We start from the raw sequence: 16,945 nt of genomic DNA, 5'->3' as shown, positions 1-16,945 counted from the left end.
CACTTACTGCGCAGACGTGCTGGTCGTGCTTCTGGACAGACGGCCCGTTGCGGAAGCCGGGAAGCCATCGACACCTGTCCGGTCGGTGGCGGCATTGCCGTTGTCATCCGGCATGCGGTCCGTGTTCAGATAGCGCGGCAGTTCATCCGGCGCGGCTTTCTCGGGCATGTTGTGATTGCGGAACCAGATCGCGATCTGCTGCGTCATGGTCTGCGCCAGCGTATCCGAGACGCGTGCCTGAAGCGTTTCATCATTCAGCGTCTGGGCGAAATACTGCTCGAACGTGGTGTTAAAACCATCCAGCGTCGTCGCATCTCCCTGCGCCAGCAGGCGCGGATTCTGTTCGACCGTGATTAGCACCCAGTGCGCCGAGCCCGTGCTCCGGGTGCGGCCGGACGTATTGTCCTGATGGATGTCGACCGCTTCCTCATTCATGCCGGAAGAGACTTTCAGCATGTATTTATGAGGATCTTCCGGCCCGGCGCCGGCCAGGTTTTTCTGCAGGGCCAGACGGAGTTCCTGGCCATAACGCCCCGGAATGTTGTCCACATAAATCTGTGCCAACTCTTCCGACATGTCGGTTTTCGGGGTCAGCTTTCCATAGAGGGGGGAAAAACCACACCCCCCCAGCAGAAGGAAAGCCGTGAGCAGAAAGGCGCCGCGCCGGTCAGACATCAGCCCGCCACCACGAAATTGACGATCCGGTTCGGAACATGGATTTCCTTCACCAGCCGTTTTCCTTCAAGCAGACGGGCCACGTTCGGCTCGCTCTTCGCTGCGGCCAGCACCTCTTCCTTCGGCGCATTGGGAGGAACCTCGATAGTTCCGCGCAGCTTGCCAAGGATCTGTACACCGATCGTCACACTCTGCACGGCCAGCCATTTTTCTTCGGCTTCCGGCCAGGGACGCTCCACAACAAGTGCACTGCCCGGTTCCAGAACCGCCATCATGTCTTCCGCAAGATGGGGCATCATCGGAGCCGTCAGCAGACACAGCACGCGGGCCGCCTCACGGCGCGCAGCGGCAATACCAGCGCCTTCGATGCGCTCCGCATCCGCCAAAGCCGAGGTCAGCTCATGCAGGCGGGCCACGGCAACATTCGGCGTGAAGGCTTCGAGAGCTTCACCGACGGCGGCAATGGTCCGGTGCGTGACACGACGCAGGTCATCCCCCGCTGCACCATGCGCACTGTCGGCGGCATCCCGTGCGGCCACGGAAGCCACGAGACGATGCAGTCTCTGGCCAAAGCGTGCAGCAGCGGCAACACCTGCGGCTGTCCATTCCATGTCCCTCTCCGGCGGGCTGTCGGAGAGAACGAACCAGCGGGCCGTATCCGCGCCATAACGCTCGATGATGTCGACCGGAGACACCGTGTTGCGCTTGGACTTGGACATCTTTTCCGAGCGGCCGACCTGAACCGGCGTTCCCGTCTCACGGCGCACGACCTGATCGCCCTGCCGCTCGACCTCTTCGGGATACAGCCAGCCGCTGTCGTCCCGGTAGCTCTCATGCGTCACCATGCCCTGGGTGAAGAGACCGGCAAACGGCTCGTCCACATCCAGATGCCCGGTTTCATGCATCGCGCGGGTGAAGAAACGCGCATAGAGCAGATGCAGGATCGCATGCTCGATGCCGCCGATATACTGGTCCACCGGCAGCCAGCCATTCGCCGCCGCCGGAACCGTCGGGGTTTCAGCATGCGGGCTGGTGAAGCGGGCGAAATACCAGGAACTGTCAACGAACGTGTCGAACGTATCGGTCTCACGAACCGCAGGCTTGCCGCAATGCGGGCAGTTGACGTGCTTCCAGGTCGGATGGTGATCGAGCGGATTACCGGGACGATCAAATGTCACGTCTTCCGGCAGGATGACGGGAAGCTGCTCATCCGGCACCGGAACCGGGCCGCAGGTATCGCAATGGATAATGGGAATGGGGCAGCCCCAGTAGCGCTGCCGTGAAATGCCCCAGTCGCGCAGGCGCCAGTTCACGACGCCCTTGCCAGCCCCCAGACCTTCAAGGCGCTCAATGACTTTCGTCCGCGCCGCAGCAGGATCCAGCCCATCCAGGAAACCCGAATTGAACAGGGTCGCATCACCCGAAACCGCCTTCTTGCCCAGGACAAAGGTCTCGGCATCCTGCCCCGGAGGCAGCAGAACCTGCGGAACCGGCAGGTCGTACTTGCGGGCAAAGTCGAGATCGCGCTGATCGCCGCACGGGCAGCCGAAAACAGCGCCGGTACCATAGTCCATCAGGACGAAATTGGCGATCCACACAGGCGCCGTCTTTTCGGGATCAAGCGGGTTGGCCACCCGCAGACCCGTGTCGAACCCGCGCTTTTCGGCAGCTTCGATCACTTCCTCGGATGTTCCGAGACGGCGGCATTCCTCAATGAAGGCAGCGGCCTGCGGGTTGCTTTCCGCAACCTTGCGGGCCAGCGGATGTTCTGCCGAAATTCCGATGAAGCTCAGGCCGAACAGGGTGTCGGGACGCGTCGTGAAGACTTCGACGCTGTCGAGATCCTCGTCATAGCCTGCGGGCGGCTGATGCAGTGCAAAGCGGACCCGGGCGCCTTCCGAACGGCCGATCCAGCGCTCCTGCATCGTCCGGACGCGTTCGGGCCAGCGATCAAGCGTCTTCAGATCATCAAGCAGGGGCTGAGCGAATTTCGTGATTTTCAGGAACCACTGGGAGAGCTTCTTCTTCTCGATCAGCGCTCCCGAGCGCCACCCGCGCCCGTCCACGACCTGCTCGTTCGCGAGAACCGTCTCATCGACCGGATCCCAGTTGACCAGAGAATCCCGCCGCTCGACCAGGCCGGCGGCCAGCATGTCGGTGAACAGCTTCTGCTGCTTGCCGTAATATTCCGGCAGGCAGGTCGCGATCTCACGGTCCCAGTCCAGCGAGAACCCCAGACGCTGCAGCGTACCCCGCATGGTGGCAATGTTGTCCATCGTCCACTTGCCAGGATGGACATTGCGTTCACGGGCGGCATTTTCTGCCGGCAGACCGAACGCGTCCCACCCCATGGGGTGCATGACAGCGAACCCACGGGCCCGCTTGTAGCGCGCGACCACATCCCCGAGCGTGTAGTTTCGGACATGTCCGACATGAAGCTGCCCCGACGGGTACGGGAACATCTCCAGCACATAGTATTTCGGACGATCGGCCGGGGGAACATCCGGAACCGCAAAGGTATTCCGCCGCTTCCATTCGTTCTGCCAGAACGGTTCGCGGTTCTGGAAATCGAATGCGGGGGCTGTGGTATCGCTCATGTCTGACTCAGTTGTCCCGCTCGCCATTTTCGGCACGCAGTTGACGTGCGCGGGTCAGGATACGGGTAGTAATATCGGAAGTGGTGGTGGCGGAAACGGGGGTGTCTTCCCACTGGCCATCCTGCAGAACCTGCCGGAACACGGAGACCCGCAGAGCGTCCGAACGCAGGCGACGGTCCAGCACATAGGCCGCAATCTTGAACCGCTCGTTCTGGCTGGAGGACGGCTGATACCAGTCGGTCAGGATGACACCGCCCACGGCATCGGCAGAGGCCAGCGGCATGAAGGACAGGGTGTCGATCGCTCCGCGCCACAGATAGGCGTTCACACCACCGCGAAGCTCGTCAGCGCCACCTTCGGCACCGCGATCCACACCGAGAAGATGATTGCGGGGCGCGGTCAGGGTGCTGGGGTCACGCCCGCTGCCACAGGCGGCAAGAGCGCTGAGCGCCAGAAATCCCAGGGCAAGCCGGGTTGTCGGTCGGTGTAGGGGGCGAAGAACGGTCAACTGGATGCGAGACATCATGTGTGGTCCTGCGGGCCGCGCCAGGGCCGGTCACAAGCAAGGATGCAGACTGGCGAGGCCTGCAGCCGGCAACTTCTGTTTGAGTGTTCATATCGTGCCGGCGGCAAGAGGCCAAGCACCTGAAGGAAGATGTTCTTATCCTTCGGCCACGCCGGCCTTTCTCAGCGCTTCAGCCAGTCTCGTTTGCAGTGTCTTCCCCCCGAAAGGAAAGCGGTCGATTGCTCTGGAAATGGTCAGATCCGGTACCAGACGAAGAAGGTGACGACAGACCTGATGCGCCTCTTCGGCACAGTCGCCCATTTCAATCAGGGCGATGAGATAATAAACCAGAGAACTCGGGCAGGATGGATAAAGACCGGATGACAACCGACCCATCGAGATTACTTCCTGATAGTCTTCCCCTAGCAACAGGACCATCATGAAAACTGGGCGCAGCAGTTCAAGCAACTGTGAGCGATACCCGTTTTCCAGCAGTAGCTTCACCTTTCCGGCTGCCGCCTTCGTCTCCCCACCCAGCAGGGCCAGAACAATCTCCGCCATCAGAAGATCAGGAGAATCCTTGTGAAGCCCCTCGATCCGCAAGATTCCCTCAGCCGCGGACTGGGCAACCGAGAGAGCCGTACTGTGCATGGCAGGCTCGTGCATCAGATACGCGGCGAGAAGAACTTCGACTGCATGCAGATCCGGCATCAGCGCAATGGCGGTACGAACGCTGCGAAGACCTCGGGCAAAAACAGCTTTGGCTTCAGGGCTCCATTCATTCAGGAAGCGGATATAGCAGTGCAGGGCATCAATGAGTGCAATCGCACCGTCGTCCCCGTCAAGATCGCTGGCGCGTTCCAGCAGAGATCCAATTCTGTCGAAAAGCGAAGAATCATGCCGCAGGAGCAGCATGAAAGCCCGTAGCGCCATTCCAAGTGCTGAAAGTTCTGCATCCGGTCGGGTCGCAATGCGCCGGGCTTCGGTGACAAAGATGCTCCACTGCATTGCCTGGGCAGGTGCCAGAAGGCTGTTTTTTGCGGTATCCGGACCGGAATGTGGGAAATCGTAATGCGTTCCCCATATGATGACTCCCCCGCGCCGCGCGTCCAGAACGCGGAGGATCAGTCGGTTTTTGGCACCATCAGGACCTGCCCGCAGATTCCCGGAAATGATGTAATCCATGCCCCAGTTCCGATAGACCGCGGCCGCACTCACAGGGTCGGGCAGGGAGGTTTCGGGGAGTGCAAGGATGTCGAAAATCCCCATGTTGACGAACATGAGTTCCAGTTGATCCCGCAGGCGCTGGCCCTGTTCTGCAAGCGTTTCATTCGCAGAAAACGGGGTCAGGAAAACCAGCGTGATTTTCCGGGGTTCTGCCGCAGCCGGATGTTGTGAGGCGTAATGCAACGGCAGGGCAAGCATCGGATCCGGGCGCATCACCGGAGCTGTGAAAGACGCTTCAGGGACTCGGGTAGCCAGACCTGCCTGGGAGAAGTCCCGGTCCAGATCCTTGCCGAAGCTTTCAGTTGGAATGCTCTTGATCAGCGCCTGTGTTGCCGGAGTAAGGATATGTCCTTCGGCGTCTCCGAAAAGATGTGTCATCTGGTCAGCGAGTGCGGCTGCCCGACCCTTGTCACCACGATGCAGGGCCATCTGAACTCTGGCACGCCAGGCAACTTCATTCAGATCGTCAAACTTCAACAGGCGTTCAGCCACGTCCTCGACCTGATCCGGATCTGTCAATTCCCGGACGGCATTTTCATAAACCTGCTGGAGATGTGTTGAGAGGCGCTCCCTCTGCTGGACAAGCCATTCGTCCAGCGCCGGATCCACCCCTGCCAGCTCTCCGAGCAGCGGTTCGTCAGGCAGGGTCACGCTGTCGATCGTCCGGACACTGACTGTGAGCAGCCTCTCGGCATCCACCGAAGTGAGAGCCGGCTTCAGGGCCAGTGAGTGCCGCTGGACATCAATGACGTCCACGCCTAGCGGACTCAGCGCATCCAGAAGACGGTGAATTTCCTGCCGCAGAGATGCGCGCGCCATCTCTTCAGGGCGTTTGCTCCATAGCAGTTCCGCCAGCCGGGAGCGAAGGACAGGTTTCCGGTCAGAAAGAGCCAGAATAGCCAGAAGGGCCCGTGTCTTGCCCCCTACCGGAAGCACGCTCTCGCCTGTGAGAGTTCTTGCTTCCATCTGCCCGATCAGTCGCACGCGCAGAAGGGTGGGGTCGGTCTCGCGGATATGACGGGATGAACTGTCCATCATCTTCGCCGCCTCCACGATCAGCATCTCCTGTCGAAAAGGACAGAAGTTCCAAACCGTTTCAGTATGTCATTATAAGCAACGCGGATCATGGCAATTCTCAACCCAGTCAAACCTGCAAGACCTCTACAAAAAGGTATTATGTAGGATGCCAGCTGCGAATGCGCTCTATCCTACTCAGGATTTGGTACTACCAGAAAACAGATCACCTTTTTGATGGAAAAGAGGTGTCGTGCAAGGCCGTAGCAGAAGCCTTGCTTAAAAGACTAACCAGAAAAAGTTTAGATAGCATAAACAGGGCGTGTAATCTTCATCCCCGACGATATGCCCTGTCGAGGGTTTCGATTTTCCTGTTTTCCCTGATGTTGCCGGTTTGGATGAAGAATTCCTGACGTCTTCCACTGACTTATATGGCGCAGATACGGTTGCAGCGATACCATAACTGCGATACGAGAGACGTGTTTGTCCGCGTAGCTCAGCAGGATAGAGCACAGGATTCCTAAGGTTTTGAATTGGGCGCCATGATGGGAAACCGCATGGTGGATTCGCTCAAATTCGGGGAACGCTCTGATCGTCTCGATCGTGCCAATCCCGAGCCAAGCTTTCCGGCGTGCCGGTAAGAAGGTGTAGAGACTGTACGGGCGACACCTTGGCGTTCTGGCCATGGTGAAGAGACAGTCCAGACCACGAACATGCTTGCGGGCATGGCGGTGAAAACCGAAGTGGTATGAATCCTGGGGCCGGAGGTTCGAATCCTCTCGCGGACACCAACAAACACAATATTTCCAGAACCACATTTCTTGCCCCCGCAGGTCAGGGGACGCGGGTTCTTCCCGCAGCAGGCCTTGCGGTTGTCCGGGTGGGGAGACCTCCGGGCAGATGGTCACCTAAAGCGAGATGATGTCTCCATCACCTCGCTGTGTTCAGCGCTCAGAAGCGTGCTGAAACATCCAGGTAATAATACCCGCCACTCATGCCGAGCTGGGATGTGCTCATGTAATATTTGGGCACACCGAGATAACGGTTCCCTTCAGGAACGACGGACGGAAATTTGGCGAAGATGTTGTTCCCGCCAATCGTGGCGCTCCATTTGGGCGTGATGTTGTAGGTAACGGAGGCGTTCGTCGTCCATTTCGGCACATTCTGGAACTCCAGGAAGTGGCTCGTGGAATAGGTATATGGCCCTGTATAGTAGGTGAGTTGGGACGTTGTCTCGCCATAGCGGATTTCATGGACGGAGACCGCCCATTTGTTCCGGGCAGAATGCCAGGTCCCACCGAAGATGATCTTGCTGCGGGGATACGCCGTGGTGAGGTAGGCGATATACTGGGCGTTCAGGAGGGCCGCGCCGGTTGTGCTGGTCGCCTGATGGCGCAGGCGCGTGCGATTCAGGTTGATCGCGACATCCCAGTCCGCATGACCATAACGACCGAAATCGGTCGGATAGGTCGCCGTCAGATCGAGACCCTGTGTCCGGGTGTTGGCGACATTGGCAAACCAGTGCGTGGCGAGCTGGCTTCCAGTCCAGTTTTCAGATCCTGCCGGCAGGTTGAAGCCGTCAGCCTGGAGTGCGCTGTAGGCCTGCGATCCGTAGATCGTACCCCCGGGCATGATCCGGTCGCGCAGGTCGATCTGATACACGTCGACGGTAACGTGCAGCTTCTTGATCGGTTCGACGATGATGCCGCCTTCGGCACTCGTGGACGATTCCGGCTTCAGGGTCGAGGCGCCGTTGGCGAGCGCGCCAGCGGAGTTCGCCGCAATGATGCCGCTGGCAGCCGTTGGAGAGACGGAGAGTGCGGAATAATGCTCCTGCGCGAGCGTCGGCGCATGGAAGCCATTGCTGAATGTGCCGCGGATCGCAAAGCGTGGGCTGAAATCGTAACGGGTCGAGATCTTGCCGGTCTTGGTGTTGCCGACATCCGTGTAATGCTCGACGCGGCCAGCCAGATCGATCTGCCAGTGCTTCATCAGGTTCGTTGAGATGTCGAGATAGCCCGCCGCAACGTCACGGGACCATTTGCCCGCATTGGCCGGGTTGGTGCCGGGAAAGCCGTCCGAGCTGGAATAGGTGTAGCTCGCCGGAGAGCCTGTGCCGATGGCATAGGCCTCGTAACGATAGGACGCACCACCAGCGACGTTGATGGCATAAGGCCAGAAGGAGGTGCGGAACTTGCGGCTCAGGTCGACGCTGTTCGTCCACTGCGTGTCGTTATAGGACTGTGCTGCGAAGGATGTCGGGGTCTGCCCCGTGGCGGTGTACAGGCCCACATTTGTTGAGCTCTCGGTATCGAAGGCATCGTAGTCCCGTCCGAAGACCGATGAAACATCCCAGTGCCAGCCCGCCAGTGTCCCCCTGAAGCCGGCCGTCAATTCGTAGTCGTCCTCGTTCAGGGCTTCGATGGGCGCATAGCCGTAAGGGTAGATTGAGGCATAGCCGGGATAGCTGGCGAGCGTGGAAGGCAGGCGGTAATTCTGATATGATTCCGCATGCCGGTGCGCATAGGTCGCGCTGGCATAGGCCTGCACGTTGTCAGTGATGTCGTAGCCGGCATTGATAGCGACGCTCTCACGGGTCTGCTCGGGCTGCCCGAGAAGCTGATTGACATAGGTGTTGGTCCGGTTGTCCGCCCCGGACCGGACCGTATGGTCCTGATGAACGAAATCGCCGCCGATATGAACGAAACCGCGATTGTTCAGATTCAGGCCGCCGTCGATGAACACGCCCTGCTGGAAACCATCGCCTTCGCTCGTGATTCCTGTGTTCGAGCGCATGGTCAGACCATGGTTCTGCTTCTTCAGGATGATGTTGACCACGCCTGCAATCGCGTCTGAACCGTACTGGGCGGACGCACCGTCACGCAGAACTTCGATATGGTCGATCATGGACATGGGGATCATGTCGATATCGACAGGCGTTGACCCCTGCGCCGGGCCGCCATCCGCATAGATATTCGCCGTGGTATGGCGCCGCTTGCCGTCCACCAGAACGAGCGTTTCGTTGGGGTTGAGCCCGCGGAGCGAAATCGTGTCGGTCAGGGCACCCGCATCAAAACCGCCTGTGGGAACGGTGAGGGATGGCAGCAACAGCGCCAGGGAGTCGCGGAGTGTGGGCTGGCCTGTACCTGTCAGCTGGCGATTCGTCACGATGTCGACAGGAGCGATCGAATCCCGCGCCTTCTTGCCGAACTCACGCGTCCCCGTCACAACGACCGCTTCACTGCCCCCCGCCACTTCCACCGGCGGTTTCGGGACCGGCCGGGAAGTGGCCTTCCGGGACGGAGGGGTTGCATGGGTCTGTTTGTGCTGAACCGGAACGGATTGCGTTGTCGCAGCGCGGCCTTCGTCCATCATCAGGACAAATGTAGAGCCAAGAAGGGAAGTCCCCAGAAGGGTTACATGACGAAGGGAAAGCTGGGTCAGCACTTTTACCACGCAATAAGTTAGTAATTTATACGAAACACAAAATCGTTTCGTATTTGCGGAACGTCAACATAATTTTCCGGTTCAGGAAAAATGTCGATCACATTTTGTAGGGGCTGTGGCGTTCCTTACACGCTTGGGGCGTTATGGAAACGGTGTGTCTTGCAAATGGATTCCGGAGAGTTTGTGCATGAAGCGACGTCATTTCCTGCGGGCAGCATCGGCGGCCCCAGCGTCTCTCGCAGTTTCTGCAGCGCTGCCGGTTGCTCAGGCGCGCGCAGCTGGAAACGAGGATAACGGCACAGGGCCTTACGGGGAGCTTGATATTGTTGCCGAATTCGATGGCCCTGGCCCCTCGGGGATCGTGGTTCTCCCGAATGGCAGAATTTTTGTCGGTTTTCCACGCCATGCCGTGGATCATAAGGGAGCAACTCTCGGCGAACTGGTCGGTGGGAAGGTCGTGCCTTATCCCAGTGCCGAAATGAGTCTCCCGGGGAATGTTCCGGCAGAGTGTCTTGTTTCCGTTCACGGCATGACCATGGATCGGAACGGCAGGCTCTGGGTGATTGATGACGGCAAGCGCGCCGGACATCCCCTGCAGCCGGGGGCAGCGAAGATCGTCTGCATCGATCCGGCAACAAACCGGGTCGCGCACAAGATCATCCTCAAGGCGCCGGTGCTTCTGCCGGACAGTCACATGAACGACCTGCGGGTGTCGCTGTCCCATGGGGCGCAGGGGACGGTCTTCGTGACCGATTCATCATTCGGAACAAGCCCCGGACTGGTGATCGTTGATGTCGCGACCCAGCAGGCCCGTCGCGTGCTGACGACGCATCCCGCAATCCTTCCGGAAACCGGATTTCTGGCCATCGTGGAAGGCGAGCCCCGCCGCTATATCCCCGGTCATCCGCAGTTGGTCTCAGGCGGCGTGGATGGGATCGCGCTGACGAAGGACGAAAAACGTCTCTATTTTGCGCCCCTGACCAGCCGCCGCCTGTATAGCTTGTCCGTGGATCTTCTCGCAGATCCGGCGTCGGACGATGCCGTACTGGGCCCCGCAATCCGTGATGAAGGCGAGAAGGGCGTGGCGGATGGTCTGGCCCTGGATGACCAGAACCGGCTCTATACGACAAATTACGAGCACGACTGCATCCTGCGGCGCGACCCGGATGGATCGTTCAAAATGATGCTCCGGGATCCGCGTGCCCTCTCACCGGACGGGATTTTTGCAACCGCGGATCATGTCTACTGCACGTTCGGGCAGTGGAACCGGCTGGCGTCGTTCAATGGCGGCACCGATCGCAGGGTCACGCCCTATCTTCTGATTCGTTTTCCGATCGAGCAGTCGCAGCCTTATGATGCGTTGCCGCTGGGGCAGAAATCCTGAGCCCCGATACGAAAAAGCCCCGGCGGAACCTCCACCGGGGCTTTCTTTTTTACAGGTATTGAATGCTAGAGGGGTAGCTCAGGCCGTCGTTGACGGAGCCTGGCCCTCAGGCGTGTGCTTGTCGACGGCAGCGGGAAGAAGCTGAGCCAGTGCGGGCAGGATTGTGCCAGCGGGAAGGCCTGTCTTGGCGACGATCGTCTGGATCTGCTGATCCGTCAGGAGGCTGCGCAGTTCATCCGCCGTAATGGGCAGGTTCTCGCCATGGCCGATCCAGGACTGGATCTTGTCGGTCAGGCCAGCGCTCTGGGCCTGGCTGATAAGCATGTTCAGGCCATCTCCCTTGAGGAAATCGCCAATGCTGCCGCCAAACTTTTCGCCCAGCTGTCCGCCGATGGCGCCGACAGCCTGGTTCATGAGGTTTCCGAGAAAGCCGCTCATCCGTGTTCTTCCATTTCTTTCAGACGCGGCACTCCGGCCGCCGTCGGGTATCTGGTGGTCAGGGTTACGAGACCCGTTTGCCGCTGAGCTGCTGCGGAACCTCGACGTCGATTTCGAGCATGGAGCAGCCGCTGCCACGGTCCACCTTGATCTGGACCTTGTCCTGGTCGACGGCGACATGACGCGCGATGACTTCCATGATCTCCTTGTGAAGCTGGCGGATCAGATCGGACTCACCGGCCTCACCCGCACCGCGCTCATGCGCAAGCAGGATCTGCAGACGGTCCTTGGCGACGCTGCTGGACTGCTGGCGCCGGGCGAAGATGTTTGAGAGAAAACTCATGAACTCATGCGTCCCTCTTGAAAAGCCAGTCAAAGAAACCGCGCTTCTCGACTGGAACCGAGACCTCGAGCTTCTCGCCGCTCAGGCGACGGGCTGCTTCGAAATAGGCGCGGGCAGGAAGGCTTGTGGGTGCGGCCAGCGTGACGGGCGCACCGACATTGGAAGACTTCAGCACATCCTCGCTTTCGGGCACGATGCCGAGCAGCGGAATGGACAGGATTTCGAGAACGTCTTCGACGCTCAGCATTTCCTTGCGCGCGGCGCGGGCAGGGTCATAGCGCGTCAGGAGCAGATGCTTCTCGACTTTCTCGCCCTGTTCGGCCTTCTGGGTCTTGCTGTCGAGCAGGCCGATGATCCGGTCGGAGTCACGGACCGAGCTGACTTCCGGATTGGTCACGATCACGGCCATGTCGGCGTGATACATGGCCAGCTGCGCGCCACGCTCGATCCCGGCCGGGCTGTCGCAGATGACCCAGTCGAACTTCTCGCGAAGCTCATCCATCACGCGGGCTACACCCTCGGAGGTCAGCGCGTCCTTGTCACGGGTCTGGGAAGCGGGGAGGATGGACAGGGTTTCGCAGCGCTTGTCCCGGATAAGGGCCTGCGACAGGCGGGCATCGCCCTGCACGACGTTGATGAGATCGAAAACCACCCGGCGTTCGGCGCCCATGACCAGATCGAGGTTCCGAAGGCCGACATCGAAATCAACCACCACGACATTCTGCCCGCTCTGAGCGAGAGCGGCGCCGAGCGCGGCGGTCGATGTCGTCTTGCCGACGCCACCCTTGCCGGAAGTGACAACCAGAACCTTGGCCATGAATACTCCAAAAAAACGTCTTTGCGGTCTGCGGTTGCCTGTGACGGGTTACCGCAACCGGTTTCCCATTCTATGAAAGTTTTATACCCTGCGGCAACCTGCGAATAGGGGCGCTTTCGTGGCAGGCCCCATCAATTCACAGTTCAGTTTACGCCGTCAGGGGGAGAACCCGAACGCGGTCCTCGTCCAGGGTGGCCTGCGCGGCCTGCCCGAGGATCGCGGGATCGATGTCTTCAGTCACGGCATAATACCCGTCGAGAGCCAGCAGTTCGGCCAGCATCCGGCTTGCGAAAATCCGGCTCTGGGACTGTCCGCCCACTCCGGCGATCGCCCGGCCCCGCAAGGTTCCGTATACATGAATGGACCCCGCAGCCACGATCTCCGCGCCGGACGAGACCGATCCGAGGATGATCACGTCGCCCTGCATGTGCTGGATGCTCTGCCCCGAGCGGACGGTCTGCTCGATGATGAGTGTTCCGCTACTGGAAACCGGTGCCGCGGCGCTCACGGCCGGATCTTCCGGAATCTCGACTTCCCCGGCCGGGCGCCCACCGTCGAGCGTCTCCGGCCAGTCCCAGTGTGCCACCGCCGGCCAGTGACGGCTCCCGCCCTCGATGCCGATGACCCGGACACCGCGGCTTCGGATATCATCCAGAAGAGTCGTCAGGCCCGGCGTGGTTTCGCTGAGGAGGCCGAGGTCCAGAATGACCGGTTTTCCGGTGAAAAGCCCGCCTGAACGCGCGATCTGGTAGTCGAGACCTTCCAGCCACGCGGGAAGAGGTGCCTCGGGAGACAGGACGAGTGCAAGGAAAGAGCGGCCGCGTGCACGGATGCGCATGGGGGTGTTCGAAGAGGGTGCGGAAACGGGATCGGGCATCGTGAAAATCGTCGGACCTGTGTCGGGCAGTCGGTGAGGCTCTTGTGAGCGGGTATCGGCTGACTTAGAAAGTGGCAATGCGTATCCTGCATCACCTTCCACTTTCTCCGCAATGCCGTCTCGTGAGGCTCGTCCTTAGCGAGAAGCGACTCCCGTTTGAACCCGTCATCGAGCGGGTCTGGGAACAGCGTGAGGAATTCCTGCATCTCAATCCCGCGGGCGAGGTGCCCGTGCTGGTTGAGGAAAATGGTCTGGCCGTGCCGGGCGGGCGTGTCATCTGCGAATATCTCGAAGACGCCTATCCCGATACACCGCTTCTTGGGCGTACTTTCGCCGACCGCGTCGAGACGCGACGGCTCGTGGACTGGTTCGACACCCGTTTCGCGCAGGAGGTCACCCGCAACCTGCTCGGCGAAAAGGTCGACAAACGCCAGTTCGGACGCGGCCACCCGGACGGCAATGCGCTGCGGGCCGGCTATGCGAACATGCGCTTTCACCTTGATTATATCGGCTGGCTGGCGGAGACGCGGTCCTGGCTTGCGGGGCCTGCGCTGTCGCTCGCCGATTTCGCGGCCGCGGCCCATCTGTCGGCGCTGGATTTCATCGGGGACGTGAACTGGTCCAAAGCACCTGCGGCGAAGGACTGGTATGCGCGGGTAAAGTCGCGCCCCTGTTTCCGGGGGCTGCTGTCTGACAAGGTCAGTGGCATCACGCCGCCGGCGCATTACGCCAATCTGGATTTCTGAGAGCCGCCATGATGAACCCCGATGTGATTGTGCTCGGAGCCGGTGCAGCGGGGCTGATGGCTGCGGCGACGGCCGGTCAGAACGGGGCACGGGTCCTGGTTCTGGACCACGGTCCGGAGCCGGGACGCAAGATCCTGATTTCGGGCGGCGGCCGGTGTAATTTCACGCATCTCGAGACCGGCCCCAACTGTTTCATCTCGCAGAACCGCCATTTCCCGCGTTCCGCACTGGCGCGATACACGCCGCAGGATTTTCTCAAGCTGGTGAACCGCTACGGCATTGCCTGGCATGAGAAGGCGCGCGGGCAGCTCTTCTGTGACGGCTCGGCCGGGCAGATCGTGGACATGCTGGTCTCGGAATGCCGGACCGCCGGGTGTGAGTTGCGGATGCAAACCCGCATTCTGGATGTGCGGCAGGCGGAGCACGGCTTCATCGTCGTCACGGATGGGGGCGAGATCCGGACCGGGGCGGTGATTCTTGCGACGGGTGGGCTGTCCATTCCCAAGCTGGGGGCGTCCGACCTGTCGCTGCGGCTGGCGCGGAAATTCGGTTTGCGGGTTGTGCCGCCAGCGCCTGCGCTCGTGCCGCTGGTTCTGGCAGATGCTGATCCGGAGCTGGCGGGCGTGTCGCTGCCGATCGTGGCGCGCGTGGGCAAGAAGGGGCCGCGGTTTGAAGACGGAATGGTCTTCACCCATCGGGGCGTGTCCGGCCCGGCGATCCTGCAGATTTCATCCTATCTTGAAGCCGGGGAGGCGGCGCAGATCGATCTTCTGCCGGGGCAGAATGCATTGAACGTGCTGCTGAAGGTCAAGAAAGACCGTCCGAAGGCCCTGCCGCCGAGTCTGCTGGAAGCACTGCCCCAGCGGCTGGCCCGCGTTCTGGCTGCCGGGCTGGGGGACACGATGCTGGCGAACCAGCCGGACCGCGCGATCAAGGCACTGGCCGAGCGTGTGTCAAACTGGCAGCTTCGCCCCGCCGGCACGGAAGGATACGCCAAGGCGGAAGTCATGCGTGGCGGGATCGATACGCGGGATATGTCGTCCCAGACGCTGGAGGCCCGGGACATTCCGGGGCTATATGCGATCGGGGAGGCCGTGGATGTGACGGGCTGGCTGGGCGGTCACAACTTCCAGTGGGCCTGGGCGAGTGGCGTTGCAGCAGGGCGCGCGGCGGCCGGACATCGTTAGTCGCTCACCAGTCCGGGGCGTCAGCGTGTCTTTGCCACAGGATTGCCATCCTGACGTCCGATCACGCGGCAACCGATGAGGTGGCGATCCGTTTCCGCTTTTCCAATTCCGGTTTTCTGAAACTGGCCGATCAAGGACACATCGAAATGTCTCGTTCCGTTTTCCGTCATGTTCTGCGTGCTGCTGCCGGTCTGTCCTTTCTGGGGCTTGGCGCCTGTGTCGGCACGGCGGCGTCCGGTCCCGTCGCGCCGGGCACGCCCATCGCGGGATATGGCTATACCTGCAAGGCGGGGATCTACACCTGCAAGATGCCGACGCAGGTTCCGCTTGGCGCTCCGTGCTCGTGCCCGGGTCTTGGTGCCGCGTCTTACGGGAATATCCATCAGCCGTAAGACACCGGCCATTGGCCCCGTTGTGCTGAGGGGGTAGGACTGCGCCATGCAGGAGAATATTTCCGGAATGGCGCAGTTTCTTCCCTGGATCGTGGCGGCTGTAGCGCTGCTGGTCGCATTTCTGGCTGTTCTGCGGGGCGGCAATGGCGGTGGCCGGTTCGAGCGTCTGCTGGAGCGTGAGGCGCAGGAGCGCTCACAGGACGTCGAATATCACCGGGCGCATCTGTCGGAAGTGGAGCGTGTCTTGTCCGGGCGGCTGGACCAGTTCCGGCTGGAGACCAGCGAGCGTCTGAGCACGCTGGCGCGTAATCTGGGGCAGGATCAGGCCGAGGGACGGCTCCTGCTGTCCGATGCACTGCGCGAGATGGCGCAGAGCCAGAACGAACAGATCGAGCGCATTCGTGCGACCGTGAACGAACAGCTTCATGGTGCTGTCGAAAAGCAGATGCAGACCAGCTTCCAGCGCGTGGTGGAGCAGTTCAGCGCCATGCAGAAGGCGCTGGGCGAGGTCACGAGTGTGACAGCGCAGATCGGTGATCTGAAGCGGCTGTTTTCCAATGTGAAGACACGCGGTGGCTGGGGCGAGGCGCAGTGCCGGGCCATTCTGGACGATATTCTCCCCGAAGGCAGCTACGACACGAATTTCCGTCTTGGGACGGCAGGCGAGAATGTCGAATTCGCGGTAAAAATGCCCGTGCGCGGAACGGAGGCGCCACCACGCCTTGCGATCGACAGCAAGTTCCCGACCGAAGCCTATGAACGTCTACTGAATGCTTCGGAAGCAGGCGACGCACTGGCCGAACGGCAGGCCCGGCGGGAACTGGAAAATGTCATCCGGTTCGAGGCGAAGAAGATCGCGTCCAAATATATCCTGCCGCCGGTGACGGTCGAATTTGCCGTGCTGTATCTGCCGACGGACGGGCTCTATGCTGAAATTGCCCGCATGCCTGGCGTGATTGACGAGATCGGCCGATTGTATCGGGTGATGGTGATGGGGCCGTCGCTGCTGCCCGCGATGCTGCGGACCGTGCATCTGGGATATGTCACGCTGACGCTTGAGGAGCGGACGGAGGCGATCGCCGGGCTTCTGGGGGCAACGCGGCAGGAAATGCTGCGGATGGATCAGGTTCTGGAGAAGCTGCATCGCAATGCCGGGACGATGGGGAATACGATCGAGGAAGCCCGCCGCCGGACGCGCGTGCTTGGGCGCAGGTTGCGGGCTCTGGATGGAACGGCCGATGAAATGGAAGAGGCGCTGGACGAACCGGCCGGCCCCTGAACATTTTCCCCTTTAAG

14 protein-coding genes are annotated in these 16,945 nt (G+C 60.7%); 5 read left to right on the top strand and 9 right to left on the bottom strand.

What is annotated here, in order from left to right; all coding sequences use genetic code 11:
* Positions 1-3: 3 nt before the first annotated feature.
* From HKD27_RS08120 to HKD27_RS08100, 5 genes are all read right to left on the bottom strand, one after another.
* On the bottom strand, positions 4-675 hold the full coding sequence (locus HKD27_RS08120; RefSeq protein WP_062496065.1) for a hypothetical protein: 672 nt from the start codon (positions 673-675) through the stop codon (positions 4-6).
* Positions 675-3,272, bottom strand: a complete 2,598-nt coding sequence (gene leuS / locus HKD27_RS08115; RefSeq protein WP_194689115.1) for a leucine--tRNA ligase — start codon at positions 3,270-3,272, stop codon at positions 675-677. The genes HKD27_RS08120 and leuS overlap by 1 nt, the downstream gene beginning before the upstream one ends.
* A 7-nt stretch (positions 3,273-3,279) precedes the next feature.
* Positions 3,280-3,798 (bottom strand): DUF3576 domain-containing protein, encoded by a 519-nt coding sequence (locus tag HKD27_RS08110; RefSeq protein ID WP_228120134.1) that lies wholly within the window; start codon positions 3,796-3,798, stop codon positions 3,280-3,282.
* 135 nt (positions 3,799-3,933) lie between these two features.
* On the bottom strand, positions 3,934-6,042 hold the full coding sequence (locus HKD27_RS08105) for a hypothetical protein (protein WP_194689114.1): 2,109 nt from the start codon (positions 6,040-6,042) through the stop codon (positions 3,934-3,936).
* Positions 6,043-6,969: 927 nt separating this feature from the next.
* On the bottom strand, positions 6,970-9,393 hold the full coding sequence (locus tag HKD27_RS08100; protein ID WP_194689200.1) for a TonB-dependent siderophore receptor: 2,424 nt from the start codon (positions 9,391-9,393) through the stop codon (positions 6,970-6,972).
* A 259-nt stretch (positions 9,394-9,652) separates the two neighbouring features.
* Between HKD27_RS08100 and HKD27_RS08095 the strand changes: the two genes are divergently transcribed.
* Positions 9,653-10,849 carry an SMP-30/gluconolactonase/LRE family protein gene (locus tag HKD27_RS08095; protein WP_062496076.1) on the top strand — a complete coding sequence of 399 codons (1,197 nt, stop codon included), beginning with the start codon at positions 9,653-9,655 and terminating at the stop codon, positions 10,847-10,849.
* Positions 10,850-10,927: 78 nt separating this feature from the next.
* On the opposite strand, the gene HKD27_RS08090 is transcribed toward HKD27_RS08095, so the two are convergent.
* From HKD27_RS08090 to minC, 4 genes are all read right to left on the bottom strand, one after another.
* Positions 10,928-11,467, bottom strand: coding sequence for a YidB family protein (locus tag HKD27_RS08090; RefSeq protein WP_408872035.1), 540 nt, complete (start codon positions 11,465-11,467; stop codon positions 10,928-10,930).
* A complete protein-coding gene (minE, locus tag HKD27_RS08085) occupies positions 11,352-11,630 on the bottom strand; it encodes a cell division topological specificity factor MinE (protein ID WP_062496080.1) in 279 nt (92 codons plus the stop codon). The genes HKD27_RS08090 and minE overlap by 116 nt, the downstream gene beginning before the upstream one ends.
* A 4-nt stretch (positions 11,631-11,634) precedes the next feature.
* Positions 11,635-12,447, bottom strand: coding sequence for a septum site-determining protein MinD (minD, locus tag HKD27_RS08080; RefSeq protein WP_041110869.1), 813 nt, complete (start codon positions 12,445-12,447; stop codon positions 11,635-11,637).
* A gap of 148 nt (positions 12,448-12,595) precedes the next feature.
* Positions 12,596-13,324, bottom strand: coding sequence for a septum site-determining protein MinC (gene minC / locus HKD27_RS08075; protein WP_194689113.1), 729 nt, complete (start codon positions 13,322-13,324; stop codon positions 12,596-12,598).
* A 77-nt stretch (positions 13,325-13,401) separates the two neighbouring features.
* Between minC and HKD27_RS08070 the strand changes: the two genes are divergently transcribed.
* The 4 genes from HKD27_RS08070 (at position 13,402) to HKD27_RS08055 (ending at position 16,928) form a co-directional block, all read left to right on the top strand.
* Positions 13,402-14,070 carry a glutathione S-transferase family protein gene (locus HKD27_RS08070; RefSeq protein WP_194689112.1) on the top strand — a complete coding sequence of 223 codons (669 nt, stop codon included), beginning with the start codon at positions 13,402-13,404 and terminating at the stop codon, positions 14,068-14,070.
* Positions 14,071-14,081: 11 nt separating this feature from the next.
* Positions 14,082-15,257, top strand: coding sequence for an aminoacetone oxidase family FAD-binding enzyme (locus HKD27_RS08065; RefSeq protein WP_194689199.1), 1,176 nt, complete (start codon positions 14,082-14,084; stop codon positions 15,255-15,257).
* Between the two features lie 146 nt (positions 15,258-15,403).
* Positions 15,404-15,649: a hypothetical protein gene (locus HKD27_RS08060; protein WP_024717246.1), complete on the top strand. Its 246-nt coding sequence runs from the start codon at positions 15,404-15,406 to the stop codon at positions 15,647-15,649.
* A gap of 46 nt (positions 15,650-15,695) precedes the next feature.
* The gene (locus HKD27_RS08055; RefSeq protein WP_194689111.1) at positions 15,696-16,928 is read left to right on the top strand and encodes a DNA recombination protein RmuC; all 1,233 of its coding nucleotides are present in this window, start codon (positions 15,696-15,698) and stop codon (positions 16,926-16,928) included.
* The last annotated feature ends 17 nt before the right edge of the window (positions 16,929-16,945 follow it).

Source organism: Gluconobacter sp. R75690 (assembly GCF_015244525.1).
Taxonomy (GTDB): Bacteria; Pseudomonadota; Alphaproteobacteria; order Acetobacterales; family Acetobacteraceae; genus Gluconobacter; species Gluconobacter potus.
Note: the sequence above shows the minus strand (reverse complement) of the source record. Positions and strands in the feature narration are given on the sequence as shown.

Excerpts from the sequence above, each read along its gene's own strand:
- HKD27_RS08100 (WP_194689200.1), bottom strand. The coding sequence starts at position 9,393 with ATGATGGACGAAGGCCGCGCTGCGACAACGCAATCCGTTCCGGTTCAG.
- HKD27_RS08055 (WP_194689111.1), top strand. The coding sequence starts at position 15,696 with ATGCAGGAGAATATTTCCGGAATGGCGCAGTTTCTTCCCTGGATCGTG.
- HKD27_RS08120 (WP_062496065.1), bottom strand. The coding sequence starts at position 675 with ATGTCTGACCGGCGCGGCGCCTTTCTGCTCACGGCTTTCCTTCTGCTG.
- minE (WP_062496080.1), bottom strand. The coding sequence starts at position 11,630 with ATGAGTTTTCTCTCAAACATCTTCGCCCGGCGCCAGCAGTCCAGCAGC.
- minD (WP_041110869.1), bottom strand. The coding sequence starts at position 12,447 with ATGGCCAAGGTTCTGGTTGTCACTTCCGGCAAGGGTGGCGTCGGCAAG.
- HKD27_RS08065 (WP_194689199.1), top strand. The coding sequence starts at position 14,082 with ATGAACCCCGATGTGATTGTGCTCGGAGCCGGTGCAGCGGGGCTGATG.
- HKD27_RS08110 (WP_228120134.1), bottom strand. The coding sequence starts at position 3,798 with ATGATGTCTCGCATCCAGTTGACCGTTCTTCGCCCCCTACACCGACCG.
- HKD27_RS08070 (WP_194689112.1), top strand. The coding sequence starts at position 13,402 with ATGCGTATCCTGCATCACCTTCCACTTTCTCCGCAATGCCGTCTCGTG.
- HKD27_RS08095 (WP_062496076.1), top strand. The coding sequence starts at position 9,653 with ATGAAGCGACGTCATTTCCTGCGGGCAGCATCGGCGGCCCCAGCGTCT.
- HKD27_RS08105 (WP_194689114.1), bottom strand. The coding sequence starts at position 6,042 with ATGATGGACAGTTCATCCCGTCATATCCGCGAGACCGACCCCACCCTT.
- minC (WP_194689113.1), bottom strand. The coding sequence starts at position 13,324 with ATGCCCGATCCCGTTTCCGCACCCTCTTCGAACACCCCCATGCGCATC.
- HKD27_RS08090 (WP_408872035.1), bottom strand. The coding sequence starts at position 11,467 with ATGTCGCCGTCGACCAGGACAAGGTCCAGATCAAGGTGGACCGTGGCA.
- leuS (WP_194689115.1), bottom strand. The coding sequence starts at position 3,272 with ATGAGCGATACCACAGCCCCCGCATTCGATTTCCAGAACCGCGAACCG.
- HKD27_RS08060 (WP_024717246.1), top strand. The coding sequence starts at position 15,404 with ATGTCTCGTTCCGTTTTCCGTCATGTTCTGCGTGCTGCTGCCGGTCTG.